General features: G+C 71.7%; 23 protein-coding genes. 11 read left to right on the plus strand and 12 right to left on the minus strand.

Annotated elements, in window-relative coordinates; all coding sequences use genetic code 11:
• Positions 1-5 precede the first annotated feature (5 nt).
• The gene (locus tag ACTWPP_RS11580; protein ID WP_443104188.1) at positions 6-1337 is read left to right on the plus strand and encodes a CPBP family glutamic-type intramembrane protease; all 1332 of its coding nucleotides are present in this window, start codon (positions 6-8) and stop codon (positions 1335-1337) included.
• Between the two features lie 29 nt (positions 1338-1366).
• Here ACTWPP_RS11580 and ACTWPP_RS11585 read toward each other — a convergent pair whose 3' ends face one another.
• Complete coding sequence (locus ACTWPP_RS11585; protein WP_443104189.1) at positions 1367-1756, minus strand: NUDIX hydrolase; 390 nt, start codon at positions 1754-1756, stop codon at positions 1367-1369.
• An 83-nt stretch (positions 1757-1839) separates the two neighbouring features.
• Between ACTWPP_RS11585 and ACTWPP_RS11590 the strand changes: the two genes are divergently transcribed.
• From ACTWPP_RS11590 to ACTWPP_RS11605, 4 genes are read left to right on the plus strand one after another with little or no spacing between them, the layout of a single operon-like run.
• A complete protein-coding gene (locus ACTWPP_RS11590) occupies positions 1840-2487 on the plus strand; it encodes a DUF6758 family protein (RefSeq protein WP_443104190.1) in 648 nt (215 codons plus the stop codon).
• 22 nt (positions 2488-2509) lie between these two features.
• Positions 2510-3376 carry a PHP domain-containing protein gene (locus tag ACTWPP_RS11595; protein WP_443104191.1) on the plus strand — a complete coding sequence of 289 codons (867 nt, stop codon included), beginning with the start codon at positions 2510-2512 and terminating at the stop codon, positions 3374-3376.
• Positions 3377-3386: 10 nt separating this feature from the next.
• Positions 3387-4091, plus strand: a complete 705-nt coding sequence (locus ACTWPP_RS11600) for an MBL fold metallo-hydrolase (RefSeq protein WP_443104192.1) — start codon at positions 3387-3389, stop codon at positions 4089-4091.
• A gap of 7 nt (positions 4092-4098) precedes the next feature.
• A complete protein-coding gene (locus tag ACTWPP_RS11605; RefSeq protein ID WP_443104193.1) occupies positions 4099-5007 on the plus strand; it encodes a RecB family exonuclease in 909 nt (302 codons plus the stop codon).
• Between the two features lie 7 nt (positions 5008-5014).
• Here the strand turns inward: ACTWPP_RS11605 and ACTWPP_RS11610 are convergent, their stop codons facing one another.
• Positions 5015-5923 (minus strand): oxygenase MpaB family protein, encoded by a 909-nt coding sequence (locus tag ACTWPP_RS11610; RefSeq protein ID WP_443104194.1) that lies wholly within the window; start codon positions 5921-5923, stop codon positions 5015-5017.
• A gap of 135 nt (positions 5924-6058) precedes the next feature.
• Here ACTWPP_RS11610 and ACTWPP_RS11615 point away from each other — a divergent pair, with 135 nt between their 5' ends.
• A complete protein-coding gene (locus tag ACTWPP_RS11615; RefSeq protein WP_443104195.1) occupies positions 6059-6268 on the plus strand; it encodes a PLDc N-terminal domain-containing protein in 210 nt (69 codons plus the stop codon).
• A 53-nt stretch (positions 6269-6321) separates the two neighbouring features.
• A complete protein-coding gene (locus tag ACTWPP_RS11620) occupies positions 6322-6819 on the plus strand; it encodes a hypothetical protein (RefSeq protein WP_443104196.1) in 498 nt (165 codons plus the stop codon).
• Positions 6820-6903: 84 nt separating this feature from the next.
• Here the strand turns inward: ACTWPP_RS11620 and ACTWPP_RS11625 are convergent, their stop codons facing one another.
• The 6 genes from ACTWPP_RS11625 to ACTWPP_RS11650 form a co-directional block, all read right to left on the minus strand.
• The gene (locus ACTWPP_RS11625) at positions 6904-7731 is read right to left on the minus strand and encodes an alpha/beta fold hydrolase (protein WP_443104197.1); all 828 of its coding nucleotides are present in this window, start codon (positions 7729-7731) and stop codon (positions 6904-6906) included.
• A gap of 75 nt (positions 7732-7806) precedes the next feature.
• The gene (locus tag ACTWPP_RS11630; protein ID WP_443104198.1) at positions 7807-8304 is read right to left on the minus strand and encodes an SRPBCC family protein; all 498 of its coding nucleotides are present in this window, start codon (positions 8302-8304) and stop codon (positions 7807-7809) included.
• Positions 8301-8669 carry an ArsR/SmtB family transcription factor gene (locus ACTWPP_RS11635; RefSeq protein ID WP_443104199.1) on the minus strand — a complete coding sequence of 123 codons (369 nt, stop codon included), beginning with the start codon at positions 8667-8669 and terminating at the stop codon, positions 8301-8303. Before ACTWPP_RS11635 ends, ACTWPP_RS11630 begins: the two co-directional genes overlap by 4 nt.
• A 73-nt stretch (positions 8670-8742) precedes the next feature.
• Positions 8743-9039, minus strand: coding sequence for a hypothetical protein (locus ACTWPP_RS11640; RefSeq protein WP_443104200.1), 297 nt, complete (start codon positions 9037-9039; stop codon positions 8743-8745).
• Positions 9040-9048: 9 nt separating this feature from the next.
• Complete coding sequence (locus ACTWPP_RS11645; protein WP_443104201.1) at positions 9049-9240, minus strand: DUF1059 domain-containing protein; 192 nt, start codon at positions 9238-9240, stop codon at positions 9049-9051.
• A 211-nt stretch (positions 9241-9451) separates the two neighbouring features.
• Positions 9452-9805, minus strand: coding sequence for an ArsR/SmtB family transcription factor (locus ACTWPP_RS11650; RefSeq protein ID WP_443104202.1), 354 nt, complete (start codon positions 9803-9805; stop codon positions 9452-9454).
• A gap of 53 nt (positions 9806-9858) precedes the next feature.
• Between ACTWPP_RS11650 and ACTWPP_RS11655 the strand changes: the two genes are divergently transcribed.
• Entirely contained in the window at positions 9859-10605 is a 747-nt protein-coding gene (locus tag ACTWPP_RS11655; protein WP_443104203.1) for an SDR family NAD(P)-dependent oxidoreductase, read from the plus strand.
• A 100-nt stretch (positions 10606-10705) separates the two neighbouring features.
• On the opposite strand, the gene ACTWPP_RS11660 is transcribed toward ACTWPP_RS11655, so the two are convergent.
• Positions 10706-11074, minus strand: a complete 369-nt coding sequence (locus ACTWPP_RS11660; protein WP_443104204.1) for a DUF4440 domain-containing protein — start codon at positions 11072-11074, stop codon at positions 10706-10708.
• Entirely contained in the window at positions 11071-11853 is a 783-nt protein-coding gene (locus ACTWPP_RS11665; protein WP_443104205.1) for an SDR family oxidoreductase, read from the minus strand. Before ACTWPP_RS11665 ends, ACTWPP_RS11660 begins: the two co-directional genes overlap by 4 nt.
• 53 nt (positions 11854-11906) lie before the next feature.
• Between ACTWPP_RS11665 and ACTWPP_RS11670 the strand changes: the two genes are divergently transcribed.
• Positions 11907-12815: an AraC family transcriptional regulator gene (locus tag ACTWPP_RS11670; protein ID WP_443104206.1), complete on the plus strand. Its 909-nt coding sequence runs from the start codon at positions 11907-11909 to the stop codon at positions 12813-12815.
• Between the two features lie 23 nt (positions 12816-12838).
• On the opposite strand, the gene ACTWPP_RS11675 is transcribed toward ACTWPP_RS11670, so the two are convergent.
• Positions 12839-13417: a carboxymuconolactone decarboxylase family protein gene (locus tag ACTWPP_RS11675; protein ID WP_443104207.1), complete on the minus strand. Its 579-nt coding sequence runs from the start codon at positions 13415-13417 to the stop codon at positions 12839-12841.
• Positions 13418-13572: 155 nt separating this feature from the next.
• On the opposite strand from ACTWPP_RS11675, the gene ACTWPP_RS11680 reads away from it, so the two are divergent.
• The gene (locus ACTWPP_RS11680; RefSeq protein ID WP_443104208.1) at positions 13573-13857 is read left to right on the plus strand and encodes a winged helix-turn-helix transcriptional regulator; all 285 of its coding nucleotides are present in this window, start codon (positions 13573-13575) and stop codon (positions 13855-13857) included.
• A gap of 82 nt (positions 13858-13939) precedes the next feature.
• On the opposite strand, the gene ACTWPP_RS11685 is transcribed toward ACTWPP_RS11680, so the two are convergent.
• Complete coding sequence (locus ACTWPP_RS11685; protein ID WP_443104209.1) at positions 13940-14818, minus strand: alpha/beta fold hydrolase; 879 nt, start codon at positions 14816-14818, stop codon at positions 13940-13942.
• A 69-nt stretch (positions 14819-14887) separates the two neighbouring features.
• Between ACTWPP_RS11685 and ACTWPP_RS11690 the strand changes: the two genes are divergently transcribed.
• Positions 14888-15574: a glycerophosphodiester phosphodiesterase gene (locus ACTWPP_RS11690; protein WP_443104210.1), complete on the plus strand. Its 687-nt coding sequence runs from the start codon at positions 14888-14890 to the stop codon at positions 15572-15574.
• Positions 15575-15585: the final 11 nt, after the last annotated feature.

Consider the following 15585-nt stretch of genomic DNA (forward strand, 5'->3'; position numbering starts at 1 on the left):
CCAACGTGTCAGAACCAGGGGATGCCGACGGCTGGGCCCCGCTGGACCCCGACCTTTCCGGCGACCGGCCCGCGGAGCCGCAACCCCGGGAGCCGCATACTCAGGAGCCGCACCCTCAGCAGGGCCCGCAGCCCTACGGCACGCAGCCTTACGGTGCGCAGCCCTACGGCACGCCGCCCGAGCAGGCGCAGCAGCCCTACACGGCGGGGATGCCGTACTGGCCGGGCTCACCGGCGCAGCCGCCCGGCTGGGACCGGGAGTACGGGGCCGCCCCTTACGGGCAGGCGTACCCGGGGTACGGGGCGCCGCCCGTCAAGACGTCCTGGACGATCGCGGCGCCGGCGGGGAGCCCGTTCCACAGGCTGGCGCGTACCGGTGCGCACCGGTGGTGGCGCCCGCTGGTGGGGAGCCTGACGATCCTGGGCATCGGCATGAGCCTGGCGATCGGGCTCATGCTCATCGGGATGATCATCCAGGTGGTGGCCACCGGGGAGCTGCCCGAGACGTCCGGCACGGACCCGAACACGATCTTCGGTGACGACACGGCCGACCTGGCGTTCAACCTGGCCGCGCTCGCGGTGTTCCTGCCGGTGGCGCTGTTCGCGGCGTGGGGGATTCAGCGGCGGAGGCCCGGCACGCTGTCGTCGGTGGCGGGACGGCTGCGCTGGAAGTGGATGCTGGTCTGCTGTGGCCTGGCGATCCTGTTCTGCATCGTGGCGTACGGGACGTCGCTCCTGGCGGCCTTCGGCATGGACGACCAGTCCGCCGGGGACGAGCATTGGGTCGGGTGGGACAAGTTCCTCGTTCCGGCCGTCGTCATCATCCTCCTGGTGCCGTTCCAGGCGGCGGCGGAGGAGTACGTCTTCCGCGGCTGGGTGCTGCAGGCCGTGGGCGCCTGCACGCTTGAGAACGCCAGGGGACGCGTCGGACAGGCGTTCAGCGTCGTGTTCCGGACGCCGTGGCCCGGCATCGTGGTCGGGTCGGCGCTGTTCACGGCCGGGCACGGCTACACCGGCTGGGGCATCCTCGACATCTTCATCTTCGGCGCCATCGCGGCCTGGCTGGCGGTGCGCACAGGCGGGCTGGAGGCCAGCATCGCCCTGCACGTGTTCAACAACCTGCTGGCCTTCCTCGGATCGGCCGCGATCGGACAGCTGGACATCGAGCAGGGCGGGGTGCCGTGGCAGGTCGTCGTCGCCGACGTCGTCCCGATGGTGCTGTTCGCGGCGGCCGCCGCCTGGCTGGCGCGGCGGATGCGGGTCCAGACCGTCACCTCCGACCCCGGCGCCGACGACGTCCCGGTGACGGCGGACATCCGGCCGGCGCACGTCTCATAGCAGTCCCCCGGTCATAGCAGTCCGCGCGGTCATAGCAGCCCCCACAGCACCAGGGCGTCGAGGAGGCCGGGCGTGACGGGGAGTTCGCGCAGCCCGTCCGGCGAGACCCAGCGCACCTCGGACGCGTCGTCCCCGGCGCGCAACGTCCCCCCCGTGACCGTCGCCACGTAGTCGTGGATGTCGTAGGTGACGCCGCCGGGCCCCGGGCGCTCCACCGTCCCGGCCGACGCGCCGACGATGACGTCCAGGCCGGTCTCCTCCTTCAGTTCCCGCGCGACCGCGTCCGGGTCGTCCTCGCCGGGTTCGACCCGCCCACCCGGAATGGACCACAGTCCCTCGCCCGGCGGGCGCCCCCGCCGCACCATGAGCAGCCGCCCTTGCCCGTCCCGCACGATCCCGCCGACGCAACGTATGCGCATGACCCCATTTTGTTCCCCCTTTCCCAGGTGGCGACCTCCGCGACCTTGACGAGCCGGGACGTCGGCCCGCAGGGTGGGTAATCATGAGGGCGGAGCCCACATGCCCGCGCTGCGCGGGTCCCGTTCACGCGCCGAACCTCTGGTCGAGCGACTGGACCTGCGGCGTGCACGGTGCCGTACTGCCGAGGCAGCCGTCCAAACGACCCGGCCCGGACGGGCTGGCCGCCGTACTGCGCGACGCGAGAGTCCCCGTCTGGACGCCCTGGCCCCTTCCGCTGGGCTGGCTCGTCACGGGGTTCGCCACGGTCGGGGACGATCGCAGCGGCGCGCGGGCGACGGCCGTCGCCGTGTCCGGGCCGGGGCTGCTCAGCGGCCCCGCCGACATGGTGCTGATCGCCGAGGAGCCGGGCGTCGGCCTCGGCGCCCACTACGCGGGACTGGACGGCGCCGACCCCGGCGAGGTGTTCGACGGCAGCCCGCCGCACGTGAAGCTCGACGTGAGCGGCCCCGCCGCGACCTGCGGCCATTCGGTGCCGATGTGGGCGGTCGACGGCGAACCCGACCGGGCCGCCTACGTGGGCGAGGCGATGGGCGACTGGCTGTGGACGGTGCTGTGGCCCGCCGACGCCGGCCTCCTCATGCTGGAGCGCCAGACCCTTCTCGATCTGCGCGAGCCGGGGATGGACCTCCACCTTCCCTACGGCGCGTACAGCCCCAGGCTCGACGACTGACGCCCCTGATATGAACGGGGGCATGCGGATCGACCTGCACAGCCACAGCGACGTGTCCGACGGCACCCGGCCGCCCGCGGAGGTCGTCCGGCTGGCGCGGGAGAGGGGACTGGACGTCCTGGCGCTCACCGACCACGACACCGTCGCCGGGTGGGACGAGGCCGCCGATTCGCTCCCCGCGGGCCTGACCCTCGTCCCCGGCGCCGAGCTGTCGTGCAAGCACGACGGCCGCAGCCTGCACATGCTGGGCTACCTGTTCGACCCGGAGGAGCCGGCGCTGGCCGCCGAACTCGCCCGGATCTGCGACGACCGGGTGATCAGGGCGCAGGGCATGGTGGACCGGCTCCGGGATCTCGGCGTGGACGTCACCTGGGGCATGGTCCGCGCGCTGGCCAAGGGCGAGGCGGTCGGACGTCCGCACATCGCGCGGGCCATGGTCGAGGCGGGCGCGGTGGACACGGTCGACGAGGCGTTCACCGCGCGGTGGATCGCGCAGGGCGGCCGCGCCCACGTCGAACGGTACGCGCTCGACCCGGTGCGGGCGATCGGGCTCGTCCGCGCGGCCGGGGGAGTGTGCGTCCTCGCGCACCCGAGGGCGCGGCGCCGCGGATACGTCTTCGCGGACGAGGTGATCGAGAGGCTCGCCGCCGCCGGGCTCGCCGGGATCGAGGTGGATCATCCCGACCACGTCCCGGAGGACCGCGCCCACCTGCGCGATCTGGCCGCCGGCCTGGGGCTGGCCGTCACGGGCGCCAGCGACGATCACGGCGCGCCGACCGGCGACCGCCTCGGCGCCGAGACCACCGCGCCGGACGCCTACGAGAAACTGCTCGCTGGCGCCTCGGGCGATGATCTCCGTCTGCCCGACCGGGGGCCCGAACCACGGTAGGGTGCCAAGCGTGGACGCGCGCATCGAACAGGTGGTGACGTCGGGGCAGCTGACCCTGGACGACACCGACTACGACGTCGAGAACAACACCTACCTCATCGGTGACGACGACGAGGTCATCGTGATCGACCCGGCGTACGACGCCGAGGCCATCCTCAAGGAGGTCGGTGACCGCGAGGTCATGGCCGTCCTGCTCACCGACGGCAACGAGCACCACCTCAACGTGGTCCTCGAGGTCGCCGCCGCGGGCGAGGAGGACGAGGAGAACTGGGCCCCGATCGCGTTGCACCGCGCCGACCGGCTGCTGTGGCGCGAGTTCTTCGGCCGCCTCGCCAAAGAGGAGGAGGACGAGGACGACGCCAAGGCGCTGCGGTCCCTCGAACCCGACATCTGGCTGGAGGACGGCGGCGTCTTCGAGATCGGCGACGCCCAGCTGGAGATCATGCACACCCCGGGCCACACCCCCGGCAGCGTCTGCGTGATCAGCGAGCAGCTCGGCACCCTGTTCTCCGGCGACACCCTGCACCGCGGCCGCCCCGGCTCCATCGGCGGCGTCTACGAGGACCTGCGCCAGCAGCTGAACTCGATCGGCGCGCTGCTGACCCCGCTGCCGAAGGAACTCAAGGTCCTGCCCGCGCAGGGCGAGGAGACCACGGTCGGCGAGGAGGACTCCCGCTGGGAGACGTGGGGCGCGCTGGCGCAGGAAGACGACTGACCCGGCGTTGAACGCCGAGCAGCTGGGCTTCGAGGGGATGCCCCGGCGCCTGTACACGTGCACGCCGTCGAGGCTGAACACGTGGCTCGACTGCCCCCGCCGCTACCGGATGACGTACCTCGATCGTCCGATGCCGCCGAAGGGTCCGCCGTGGGCGCACAACAGCGTCGGCGCGAGCGTCCACAACGCGCTGGCCGGCTGGTGGCGGCTGCCCGTCCGCGAACGCACCCCCGAGGCCGCCGGGACCCTCCTGACCCGGGGCTGGCTGACGGACGGTTTCCGCGACGAGGCCCAGTCCGCCGAGTGGCGTGGCCGGGCCCGCGAGATGACCGAACGCTACGCGGCGGGCCTCGACCCGTCCGACGAGCCGGTCGGCGTCGAGCGCACGGTCGCGACCCGCACCGACCGCATCGCCGTGTCCGGCCGCATCGACCGCCTGGACGCCCGCGGCCCCGAGCTCGTCGTCGTCGACTACAAGACGGGACGCCGTCCCCTCACGTCCGACGACGCGCGGGGCTCCCTCGCCCTGGCGATCTACGCCGTCGCCGCGTCCCGTGTGCTGCGCCGCCCCTGCCGCCGCGTCGAGCTGCACCACCTGCCGTCCGGTGAGGTCGCGTCGTGGGAGCACACCGACGAGTCGCTGGCGCGGCACATCCGCCGCGCCGAGCAGATAGCGGCCGAGGCCGCCGCCGCGGACGAGGCCTACCGCGCCCGGGTTCCGAAACCCCGACGCGGGGACGCCCGCCCGGCCGACGCCCGCCCGGCCGCCGCCGACCACGCCCCGCACGATGAGCTGTTCCCACCGCGTCCGGGCAACCTGTGCTCGTGGTGCGACTTCGCCCGCCATTGCCCGGAAGGCCAGGAGGCCGCCCCACGCAAGGACCCGTGGGCGGCACTCCCGGTGGAAACCCCTTGAGCGTCGGCTAGGCCGGGGTGAGGGTCTTGTGGACGGGCCAGCGTCTCGGGTCCCGGAGGCCGAACAGGCCCCTGCTCACGTCGTAGCCCTCGGCGGCCAGCCGCTGCCGGGTGCGTTCGAGCATGTCGCGGGTGGGCTTGGCGAACGCGTAGTCGTGGAGCCGCTCCGGTACCGAGTTCATCGCCAGGCGGAACGACTTGAGCGCCGCCGTCACCGCCGGCTGGGGCACCTCGGGCAGTGCCCCGTACATGCGCCGGGCCCAGCCGGGCAGCGAGTAGTAGCAGAGCGCGCCGAACGGGAAGTAGCCGGGCTTGCCGGGCGCGAGGAACTTCAGGTTCTCCGGCATCGCCGGCCACATCAGGAACCGGACGGTCTCCGCCGCCTCCTCGGTGACCCGCAGCCGCGGCAGCATCCCGGCGAAGAACGCTTCCATCTCGGCGACGCTGCCGGGGACGTCCTCCGCGTGCAGCCCGACGAGGGTGGCAGACTTGCGCTGCTCGTCCAGGTACCGGTCGGCCATGGCGTCGGTCAGCAGCAGCCCGCCCCGGCGGGCCACCTCCAGATACGAGTAGACCTCGGCGCAGTGCACCCAAAGCAGCAGTTCGGGCTGGTCGAGCCGTTCCTTCTTTCCGGTGTCGTGGTTGAGGATGCGCAGGCTGCGGTGGATCTCCCGGACCCGGTAGGCGGCCTCCTCGACCTCTTCGGGGCTGCCGAACGTGCCGAGGCCGACGAAGTCGGAGGTCCGCTGGAGCCGCCCGAAGGGGTCCTCGCGGAAGTTGGAGTTCTGCCAGACGCCCCACATGGCCATCGGGTGCAGTGCCTGGAGCATCAGGCTGCGCACTCCGCCGACCCACATGGACCGGTCGAGATGGACGCGCCAGGTGACGCTCTCGGGGGGCTGGACGGTCGCGGGCATTGACACACCTCCATGAGACAAACTCTAGTAAGTGTGTCATTACCCCTTTCGCGGCATGACATCGCCCCGGGCTCCGTCATCCCATTTGATCCTCATATGGTGTCCAGCGAGGTCGGACGACGGAAGGTGCGGCACGTGGTGAATCTCGCGGCGGACGCTCCGCCCATCGCCGCGCTCACGCCCGTCATCGTCCTGCTGGTGGCGTTCGTCGGCTACTGCCTCATCGACATCGTGCACGTCGACCGGACCCGGGGGCTGCCGAAGTGGGCCTGGGCCGTCATCTGCTGTGCCTCCATCCCACTCGGCGGGGTGCTCTACCTGCTCCTCGGCCGCAGGCCGTCCTAGGCCGGCGACCGTGATCGTTCAGACCGGCGGCGGATCTTCCTGGAGCTGACCGCATGAGCCTGTGGCGCCTCGAACTCCTCCGGCTGGTGCGCACCAGGCGGCTGGTCGCCCTCCTCGGCGTCTACGCGTTCTTCGGCCTGACGACCCCGTTCATGGCCCGGTACCAGAAGGAGATCTTCGAACGGTTCGGCGGCGGCGTCCAGTTGGACCTGCCGCCGCCCGCCGCGGCCGACGCCATCGACATGTTCACGTCCAACGTGGGCCAGCTCGGCGTGCTGACCATCTTGATCATCGCCGTGCTGTCCACCCGCCTGATGCGCGGGACGGTCGGCGCGATCATCATGCCGATCGCCGCCCTCATCGTCCTCGGCGCCATCGGGATACCGGCGTCCGCCCGCGCGTGGGTCCCGACGACCCTCATCGGCACCACCGGCGACCTGCTCCGAACCGGTGACCCGGCGCGTTTCGTCCCCGGCGCCCTGCTCACTCTCGCGATGACCTGCGCCGCGGCGCTGGTCGGCACCCGCCTGACCCGGCATCGCGAACTCTGAGCCCGGCGGTCAGGCGGGCACCCGCCCCCGGGTACCGGCCGAGCAGCCGGGTCACCCGGAGGAAACGACCTCCGGCGGCCGTTCTCAGGGAATGTCGGCCAGGACCTCCCGGAGGCGGACGGCGAATCCGTCGGGGTCCTCCGTGAAGGCGATGTGGCCGCCGGGGAACAGCGTCGGCTCGATGCCGAGGGCGCCGGCGAGCGCCCGGGTCGCGCGGTCGCAGAGTTCCCCGGCCGAGTCTTCACCGACGGCGGCGACGACGCGGGTCCCGCCGGCGCGCAGGGCGGCGATGTCCGGCCGCCAGAACGAGGTCTCGAACATTTCGTGCTCGAACCAGCGCCGTTCGTCGGCGACCTGCTGCGGGTCGCGTTCGCCGCCGAACATCTGGTCCAGCGCGCCCTCGGGCAGGGAGATGTCGGCCTGGGCCATGAACTTCTTCCACGCGCCCATGACGTCGCCGGCGAGGTAGGTGGCGATCATGTCGTCCGTCCCCTTGCGGAGTTCCTCGCGGTCGTCCAGCAGCTCGGCGAGCGGGGGCTCGTGGGCGATGACCGCGCGGGCTTGCCCGGGATGGGCCTGCGCGAGTGCCAGGACGGTGCACGCCCCGCCGCTGGAGCCCAGCGCCACGGCCGGCCCCGCGTCCACGTGCTCGATGAGCCGGGCGAGGTCGCCGGCGCGCAGCGGCGGCGTCGAGTCCTGCTCCGGGTCGTCGACCGGGCTCCGGTGGATGCCCCGGGGGTCGGTGGTGAGGACGGTGTGGTCCGTCGCGAGCAGGTCGGCCAGCGGCTCGAACGCCTGGGCGTCCATGGGCGCACCGACGAACGCCACCAGCGGCCCGCTCCCGCGCACCTCGTAGTGGAGCCGCGCGTCGGGCACCCGAAGGGTTCCGGTGGTGGCTGAGGCAGTCGTCATGAATCCTCCAGGTGGGAGTCGTCGTCGGAGGGGTAGACCTCCGAACCGGCGAAAACTCATCACCCGGACGGTGATTCAGCCGGTGGACAGGCCCTCGTAGTACGCGTGCTGCCCGGGGTAGTAGTCGTCGAAGGCCGGGTGCGGGGCGCCCGTGATCGATGCGGAGAGCATGTCGAGGTAGTACTCCCACCCCGGCCCGGTCGTGGCCAGCTCGGTCTCGGGGTCGAGATGGTGCAGGAAGGTCAGCGTCGTCACGCCACCGGCCTCCTCGAGACGCGCCTCCAGATGCCACCGGCCGTACTCGTCGACGGCCTCGACCTCCAGCCGCCGCGGCGGCTCACAGGCGATGATCGTCATGTCGCTCTCCGGCCGGCCTTCCTCGTGCGTCATCGTGAGCCGCACCGTGGCGCCCGGTCGGCCGTCCCCGCTCCAGTGCGCGAACCAGCGGGCCGTCCGCTCCGGTTCGGTGATGCTCGCCCAGACGTCCTCGATCGGGGCCTTGAACTCGCGCGTCATCTGCAGATCGCTGCCGGTGGCCGTGGCGATCAGGCGGCCGGTGGGGGTGGGTGTCATCCCGCGCTCCTCGAATCCATGGGTGGTTCCTCCTCGGCCGCATGTGCGCGCCGCGTCCGGTGGACTTCCGTCTCCAGCGCGTCGAGGCGCTGCTCCCACACCTGCCCGCGGACGGTGGACAGCCACCGTTCGATCTCCTGCAGGGGTCGATGGTCGACCTGGTAGTGCCGCTCACGGCCGGCCTGCTCGGCTGTGATCAGCCCCGCCTCGCGCAGCACCCGCAGGTGACGGCTCACGGCGGGACGGCTGATCTCCGGGAACGCGGCCGCCAGTGCCCCAGCGGTCCGCGGCCCGGTCCCGAGCAGGGCCACGATGCGCCGGCGTACCGGATCGGCCACGGCGTCGAAGACGTCCACGGCAAACATGTAACCATTGTGTTACGCGTTTGTCCAGTGCCGCACGGGCGGGGGCGTGGACCCCCGCCCGTGCCTGCCGGCCTCACATGGATTCGTCGCGCATGACGTCCAGGTTCAGGAACCGTGGACCATTGGTGCACCGGGCCTGGATCTCCGCGGCGATATGCCGCGTCTCGGCCAGTTCGTTGTTGCGCATCGCCGCCTCGTACGACGGGAACTCGATGATGTCCACGAAGTGATCCGGGTTCTCCCGGTCCCGCGCATGGGTCTCGTGCGACACCGTCCGCTTGCCCTCGGTCGCGGTCGCCCACTCGTCGAACAGCGCGTCCAGCTCGTCCGGGCGGTTGGTCTCGTACTCGATGATCTGCACGAAAGTCATATCCGCCTCCTACCGGACGCTCAGCTGCTCGTCCTTGAGCGAGCCGCGGATCTCGGCCCGCAGTTCAGGGCTGTCGGTGTGCCCGTGCACCGAGGCCGCGTGCTCGGCGGCGGCGCGGACGACCTCGTCCTCCTCGCCGGTGATGGTGAGCGTGCACCCGGACTCGCTCGGCATGTCCCGGCAGTCGGCTACCTTCCGCATCGTTCCTCCCCCCGAGTGGGCGGCCGTGACCGGCCGCGTAGGCGGTCGGAACGAACGTTGAGACCTCCGCGGCGCGACGTCACACCCGCCGAAATAGTCACTTTCGTTACCGAGCGTGGCATATGCTCAGTTCGTTGGGAAGTTCGGTCGGGGTGCGGCCCCGCCAAGTCTCGGTCACGAACGCATTGCCTGCCGTGCCGGAAGGCCGGCCTCAGCCGACGTCTCGATCGGCCGCCACCCCGACGTGAGCCCCCACGTCATCGTCACAGGCCGCCTGGAGCACGGCGTCCAGCAGACCCGGGAAACGGGTCTCCAGATCATGGCGCCGCAACTCCACGAAACAGCGCGTGCCCTCCTGGCGCGTCCGCGTCACCCCGGCATCGCGCAGGACGCGCAGGTGGTGGCTCAGCGTCGACTTGGCCACCGGCGCCCGCAGTTCACCCCACCCGCGCTCACGCCCATCGGCGAGCACCCGCACGAGCCCCATCCGGATGGGGTCACTCAGCGCACCCATCACCCCCACGAGTCCGATCTCGTCCAGATCGGGATGGTGCGCCTGCTTCATGCGCCCATGCTAACTTGTTCGATGTTCGTCGATCATCGAACGAGGGAGGATTCGTGGACTTCACCGGCAGGGCCGTCATCGTCACCGGTGCCGGATCGGGCATCGGACGCGCCGCCGCCCGCCTCTTCGCCGACGCCGGCGCCCGCGTACTGGGCGTCGGACGGCGCGAGGACGCCCTCAAGGCGACCGCCGCCGACCACCCCCGAATCGCCGTGCACCCCGCCGACCTGCGCACCCCGGCGACCGCGCGGGAAGTGATCGGCGAAGCGTTCCACCGTATGGGACGTCTGGACGTCCTGGTCAACAACGCCGGAGCCACCAAGATGATGCCGCTGGCGGAGACCTCGGCCGAAGGCATCGCGGGCCTCTTCGACCTGAACGTCACGGCGCCGAGCCTTCTCGCGAGCGCCGCCCTGCCACATCTACGCCAGGCCAAGGGCACGATCGTCAACGTCTCCAGCACCTACGGCCACCGTCCACTGCCCGGCGCCGCCCACTACGCCGCGTCCAAGGCGGCGCTCGAACACCTCACCCGGAGCTGGGCCCTCGAACTGGCCGCCGACGGCATCCGCGTGAACGCCCTGGCCCCCGGCCCGACCGAAAGCGAAGCCCTGACCGCCGCCGGCCTCCCGCAGCCCGTCGTGGAACAGATCAAGCAGGACGAGGCGGCCCGCATCCCCCTGGGCCGACGAGGAGACCCCGAAGAAGTCGCGACCTGGATCCTCCGCCTGGCCGACCCGCGGACCACCTGGCTGACCGGTCAGACCCTGACCCTCGACGGCGGCCTCGAACTCGCCTGACGCGACGTGCGGATGCCACGCAGCTGTGCCGTAGTTCCGCGATCGGTATCGCACCGTGGCCAGGGTAGAACGGTGGTGGCTGCGGTGGGTCGCTCTCCGGTCACTGTGTCCAGGTCTCGTGGAGGCTGCGCCAAAGGAGGCCGTTGCGGGCGTCCGGGGCGGGAACCATTACCGCTAGGGCTCGGCGGGCGCTGTCGGGATGGTGTTCTTCGTACGTGACGACGGCCAGGTCGTCGCGGTCCAGGAGCACGCGTGGTTCGAGGATCCGGATGCGCAGGCCGGGGACGGTGCCGTGGGCCTTCTCCATCGCGGTGCGCAGATCCGGGAGCGTGAGCAGGGCGCCGTCCGGGTCGTACCAGGTGAAGTCCGGCGTGTGCATGTCGAAGAAGCCGCCCAGGCCGGTCGCCGTTCCGTTCAGCCAGGACTCGATGAAGCGGTGGTGCTCGATGACCTCCTCGATGGCCTTCATCGGGCGGCCCACGTGCGGAGCGGCGTGAGTTCGACGCCGAAGAGGGCCTCCACCTTGTCCGGGTCGCCGTCGTAGAAGTTCGCGTTCTCGGGGGCGGACAGCCAGCGGTAGGTGTCCGCGACTCCCGTCGCGGCGGCCTCGCCGATCATCGGTGTCATGAACGTCTGGAACGCGTCGGGCTCCAGCGGGACGTAGTCCGCGTCGAAGGCGGACGCGAGTTCCGGGCCGGTGACGATGTCCTTGCCGCCGATGTCGATCGAGGTTCCGACCAGGTCGTCGCGGTGGAACGCGGCGGCGGTGAGGGCGCCGAGGTCGTCGTGGGCGAGCCAGGCCACCCGGTGGCCGGGCGGGAGCGGGTAGGGCAGGACACCGTCGGCCGGGTGGAGGTTCTCCAGGTAGACGGGCGGGCGCAGCACGACGGTGGGGATGCCGGAGTCGAGCAGGGTGCCGGCCGCGTCGCGCCTGGTCTCGAAAGCGGCGACGGACGTGCGGGTCGCCGGCAGGCGGTTGCTGATGTTCAGGACGAGCCGTTCGCAGTGGCGGGCCGCGGCGATGATGTTGTCCACGTACCGCGCGACGAGGTCCGGGTCGAACACCATGGGCAGCGTCACCGACGCGCGGGACACGCCCCCGAAGGCGTCCCGCACGGCGGCCGGGTCGGCGAGGTCGCCGTGCTTCCGGCTGAAGCCGCGGACGCCGTGCCCGTCCTGTTCGAGGCGTTTCGCTACGGCACCGCCCTGTGCGCCGGTGGCGCCGATCACCAGGTATGTCTCGGTCATGGTGCCCAGCGTGCCGGAGGTGTGGAGTATCTTCCATAAGTGTGGATCCTGGTTTGATTAACGATCGTCCAGCAGATCTTCTCGATGAGCTGCTCGCTCCGCTGCGGCTGGAGGGCGTGTTCGCCAGCCGCTGGGAGGCGCGGGCGCCGTGGGGGTTCCGGGGCGACCAGGAGCGCAACGCGATCCTGCACTATGTGCGGTCCGGCGAGTGCGCGATCACGATGCCCGGGGCGTCCGAGCCGGTCATGCTGGGCCCGGGCGAGCTGGCGGTCTTCCCGTACGGAGCGGCGCACGAGCTGGCCGACCGGCCGGGACGTGTCACGACCCCGCTGGACCTGGTGCTTCCCGGGCGCCCGGCGGGGAGCACGACCGAGGTGCGGGTGGACGGGCCCGGCCCCGTGACCGATCTGCTCTGCGGCGGCCTCCACTACGACGAGGCCGGGATGTCGCCGCTGTACCGGTCGCTGCCGGAGATCATCGTGCTCGACCACGCGGCACTGGCCGCCGAGCCGCTGCTGTCCGGGACGCTGGAGGGGCTGACCGCGCGGTACGGGGGACTGGCCGGGCTGCGCGCGTTCGAGCTGGTGTTCGTGCTGGCGCTGCGGGTGGCGCTGGACCGTCTCGGCGGGATGCCGCCGGCGCTGCGCGACCCGGCGATCGGGCGGGCGCTGCTGGTGATCCAGACGCGGTACGCCGAGCCGTGGACGCTGGAGTCGCTCGCCCGGGAGGCGCGGATGTCGCGGTCGGCGTTCGCGGCGGCGTTCACCCGGCTGGTCGGCGAGGCGCCCGCCCGCCATCTGGCCGGCCGGCGGATGCGGGAGGCGGCCCGGCTGCTCACCGAGACGGCGACGCCGTTGGCGGCGATCCCGGAACGCGTCGGGTACCGCTCGTCGGTGGGCTTCCACCTGGCGTTCCGCCGCCACTTCGGCGTCCCGCCCGGCGAGTACCGCCGCGCGGCGTAGCCCGGCACAGCCGAGCCGGTGGCTCAGGGGCGATAGTCGGCGAAGGCTGGAGTGTCGGGTTCGGGCTGAAGGCGTAGAACGCGCGCGACGAAAGAGATCGCGTGGTACCACCCGCACAGCAGGAGGAGGTCCAGGGCCGCTTCGTCGCCGATGGCGAGGGTCAGTGCCTGCCACTGGTCGTCGGACAAGTCGTTGGTGTCGCACAGGCCGTCCACGGCGTGAAGCACTGCGCGGTCGGCCGGATCGGTCCAGCAGGCGTCGTCTGGGCCTCCGGCGACGATGGAGCGGATCTGGCCGGCGTCGAGTCCGGCCTTCGCGGTGAAGACCGCGGTGTGGATTCCCCACTCGTACTCGGCTCCGCATCGCGCGGTGGTGCGGTCGATCACCAGCTCGCGGTGCCGCAGTGTCAGGGGCGACTCGCGCGACAGGTAGTACCGTCCCCAGCCGTGAACACCGCGTGCCCGTTCCGGCCGGCGGGCGAAGACCCTGAACAGGGCGATGGGCGGGCCCAGTGCTTCCAGGGCCGCGGCCGTCTCCGCGTCGTAGGGGGGTTCGACGGGATGGAGCCGTGGCGGTACCGTCTGCTTTGAAAATCGAGGCATGCGGGGACGCTAGCACAGAGCGCTTCGAAAACAGAAGCGCTCGGTTTCATCGGGGAGGACACCGACCCATGGCACTCGGCTCAGACCGGCCGGCCGCCTCACCCACACCGCTGCCGGGCCGGCCGGTCCGGGGATCGGCCGGCGGAAGGCCGATCATGGCGCTTTTCGATCTGCTCGGCCGACGCTGGGCCCTGCGCGTCATCTGGGAACTCGCCCAGGCCCCGGCCTCCACGTTCCGCGAACTGCAACGGCACTGTGACGGCGCCTCCTCCAGCGTGCTGGCCCAGCGGCTCGCGGAGCTGGACGAGGCCGGCATCGTCGAGCGCGCAGACCGCGGCTACACCCTGACCGCCGACGGCCGCGACCTGTGCACGGACCTCATGCGGCTTGAGCGGTGGGCCACCCGGTGGGCGGTGAAGGGGACGTCCACGGCAGGATGACCGAGCCCCGTGCCGGCGCACGCGCACCGTTCTGGAGGGGATGTGCGCCGCGGGGGTGGCCAGCGTGTCCGGGTTCCCCGGCCTAACGGAGGTTCTGTTCGGACTGGTTCCAGAAGGCGAGGAGGGCGGCGGCCGTGGTCTCGGGGGCGTCCCAGGCGGGGGAGTGGGTGGCGCCGGGGATGACGACCTTGGACGCGTTGAGGCGTTCGGCCATCATGGCCTGGGCGGAGGGCTCCCAGGCGTCGTCGTCCTCCCCGTAGAGGACGAGGGTGCGCAGGCCTGTGCCGGCGCAGTGCTTGGCGAGTTCGTCGACGCGGTCGGGCGCGGTGAGGATCTCGTTCGACATGCAGATCAGGCCCGTCTCGGAGTTGCCGAGCGTGCGGGCCTTGATGAAGGCGACGATCTCCTGCTGGAGGCCGCGTCCGGTGTAGTCGGGTTCGAGGGCGATCGACCAGATCGTTTCCATGCCGAGTTCGGGGATGGCGTCGCGCAGGGCCCTGGCCTTGTCGGCGGCCGGCCCCGTGACGGCCGCGGGACCCGAGCTCATCAGGGTGAACGACGCGGGACGGACCCGGTCGGTGAGCACGGCCTCGCGGCAGACCAGCCCGCCGAACGAGTGGGCGACGAGGTGCACCGGGTCGGGGCCGAGGGCCTCCAGCAGGGCGCTGATGTCCTCGCCGAGCGCGGCCCGGGTGTAGGTGGACGCGTCGTCCGGCCCGATCGACTCGTACTGGCCGCGCATGTCGATCGACACGACCCGGCGGCCGGACGCGGCGAGGGTCTGCAGGACGCCGAGGAAGTCCTCCTTGCTGCCGGTGAGGCCGGGGACGAGGAGGGCGGGGCGGCGTTCGGGCACACCGGATCCCGGAAGGGCCTCCAGGGCGGCGAACGGACCGCGGGAGGTCTCGATGTTCGTCCGGCGGACGCCGGGGGGCAGGGTCAGGAACCGGGGCGTACTCACGGGGAACCACCCTAGTCAATGGGCGACAACGGACACCGGTGAAAAAGTTTCGGTGGTAGCGTCGGCTGCGTGCGTCCGAAGCCTGCCATCTCCGCGCATCGCCGCGACGAAGCGGGCCTGACCGGCCTCAGCGCGGCCGCCGAGTCCGGGGCCGAGTACGTGGAGATCGACATCCGGCGGACGGGGGACGGGCGGCTCGTCGTCCACCATGACCCCGAACTCGCCGGGCTGCCGCTGAAGCGGCTCACCTACGAACGGGTTCAGGAGCTGTCGCCGCGGCCCGTCCCGCTGGTCACCGAGGCCATCGAGATCATCGCCGGCCGGGCGCGGGGGCATCTGGACCTCAAGGAACGCGGCTGCGAGCACGAGACCGTGGCGCTGGCGATCGAGGCGTTCGGGCGGGACGGCTTCGTCGTCACCACTCGCGAGGTCCTGTCCCTCGTGCAGATCAAGAGGGCCTTCCCGGGGGTGCGCACGGCCCTGTCGGTGGGACGCAACCTGTGGGAGCGGGGCGTCGCGCACGATTTCGCGCCGCTGCGGCTGATCCGCAAGGCGGGCGCCGACATGATCGCCGTGAACTACCGGCTGGCCCGCGTCGGGGTGCTGCGCCAGTGCGGCCGCGCGGGGATCCCCGCGATGGTCTGGACGGTCAACGCCGAACCGGTGATGCGGCGGTTCCTCGGCGACCCGCGCGTCGCCGTCCTCGTCACCGACCATCCCGACACCGCTTTGAAACTGCGGGACGCGCAGCTCTGACACCGCGGTCT

The sequence above is a fragment of the Actinomadura sp. 3N407 genome, assembly GCF_052245875.1.
Classification (GTDB): Bacteria; Actinomycetota; Actinomycetes; order Streptosporangiales; family Streptosporangiaceae; genus Spirillospora.

What these genes read in the sequence shown, in the direction of transcription:
- ACTWPP_RS11585 (WP_443104189.1), bottom strand. Translation starts at nt 1,756, where the DNA reads ATGCGCATACGTTGCGTCGGCGGGATCGTGCGGGACGGGCAAGGGCGG.
- ACTWPP_RS11590 (WP_443104190.1), top strand. Translation starts at nt 1,840, where the DNA reads ATGAGGGCGGAGCCCACATGCCCGCGCTGCGCGGGTCCCGTTCACGCG.
- ACTWPP_RS11595 (WP_443104191.1), top strand. Translation starts at nt 2,510, where the DNA reads ATGCGGATCGACCTGCACAGCCACAGCGACGTGTCCGACGGCACCCGG.
- ACTWPP_RS11610 (WP_443104194.1), bottom strand. Translation starts at nt 5,923, where the DNA reads ATGCCCGCGACCGTCCAGCCCCCCGAGAGCGTCACCTGGCGCGTCCAT.
- ACTWPP_RS11620 (WP_443104196.1), top strand. Translation starts at nt 6,322, where the DNA reads ATGAGCCTGTGGCGCCTCGAACTCCTCCGGCTGGTGCGCACCAGGCGG.
- ACTWPP_RS11625 (WP_443104197.1), bottom strand. Translation starts at nt 7,731, where the DNA reads ATGACGACTGCCTCAGCCACCACCGGAACCCTTCGGGTGCCCGACGCG.
- ACTWPP_RS11630 (WP_443104198.1), bottom strand. Translation starts at nt 8,304, where the DNA reads ATGACACCCACCCCCACCGGCCGCCTGATCGCCACGGCCACCGGCAGC.
- ACTWPP_RS11635 (WP_443104199.1), bottom strand. Translation starts at nt 8,669, where the DNA reads ATGTTTGCCGTGGACGTCTTCGACGCCGTGGCCGATCCGGTACGCCGG.
- ACTWPP_RS11640 (WP_443104200.1), bottom strand. Translation starts at nt 9,039, where the DNA reads ATGACTTTCGTGCAGATCATCGAGTACGAGACCAACCGCCCGGACGAG.
- ACTWPP_RS11645 (WP_443104201.1), bottom strand. Translation starts at nt 9,240, where the DNA reads ATGCGGAAGGTAGCCGACTGCCGGGACATGCCGAGCGAGTCCGGGTGC.
- ACTWPP_RS11650 (WP_443104202.1), bottom strand. Translation starts at nt 9,805, where the DNA reads ATGAAGCAGGCGCACCATCCCGATCTGGACGAGATCGGACTCGTGGGG.
- ACTWPP_RS11660 (WP_443104204.1), bottom strand. Translation starts at nt 11,074, where the DNA reads ATGAAGGCCATCGAGGAGGTCATCGAGCACCACCGCTTCATCGAGTCC.
- ACTWPP_RS11665 (WP_443104205.1), bottom strand. Translation starts at nt 11,853, where the DNA reads ATGACCGAGACATACCTGGTGATCGGCGCCACCGGCGCACAGGGCGGT.
- ACTWPP_RS11675 (WP_443104207.1), bottom strand. Translation starts at nt 13,417, where the DNA reads ATGCCTCGATTTTCAAAGCAGACGGTACCGCCACGGCTCCATCCCGTC.
- ACTWPP_RS11680 (WP_443104208.1), top strand. Translation starts at nt 13,573, where the DNA reads ATGGCGCTTTTCGATCTGCTCGGCCGACGCTGGGCCCTGCGCGTCATC.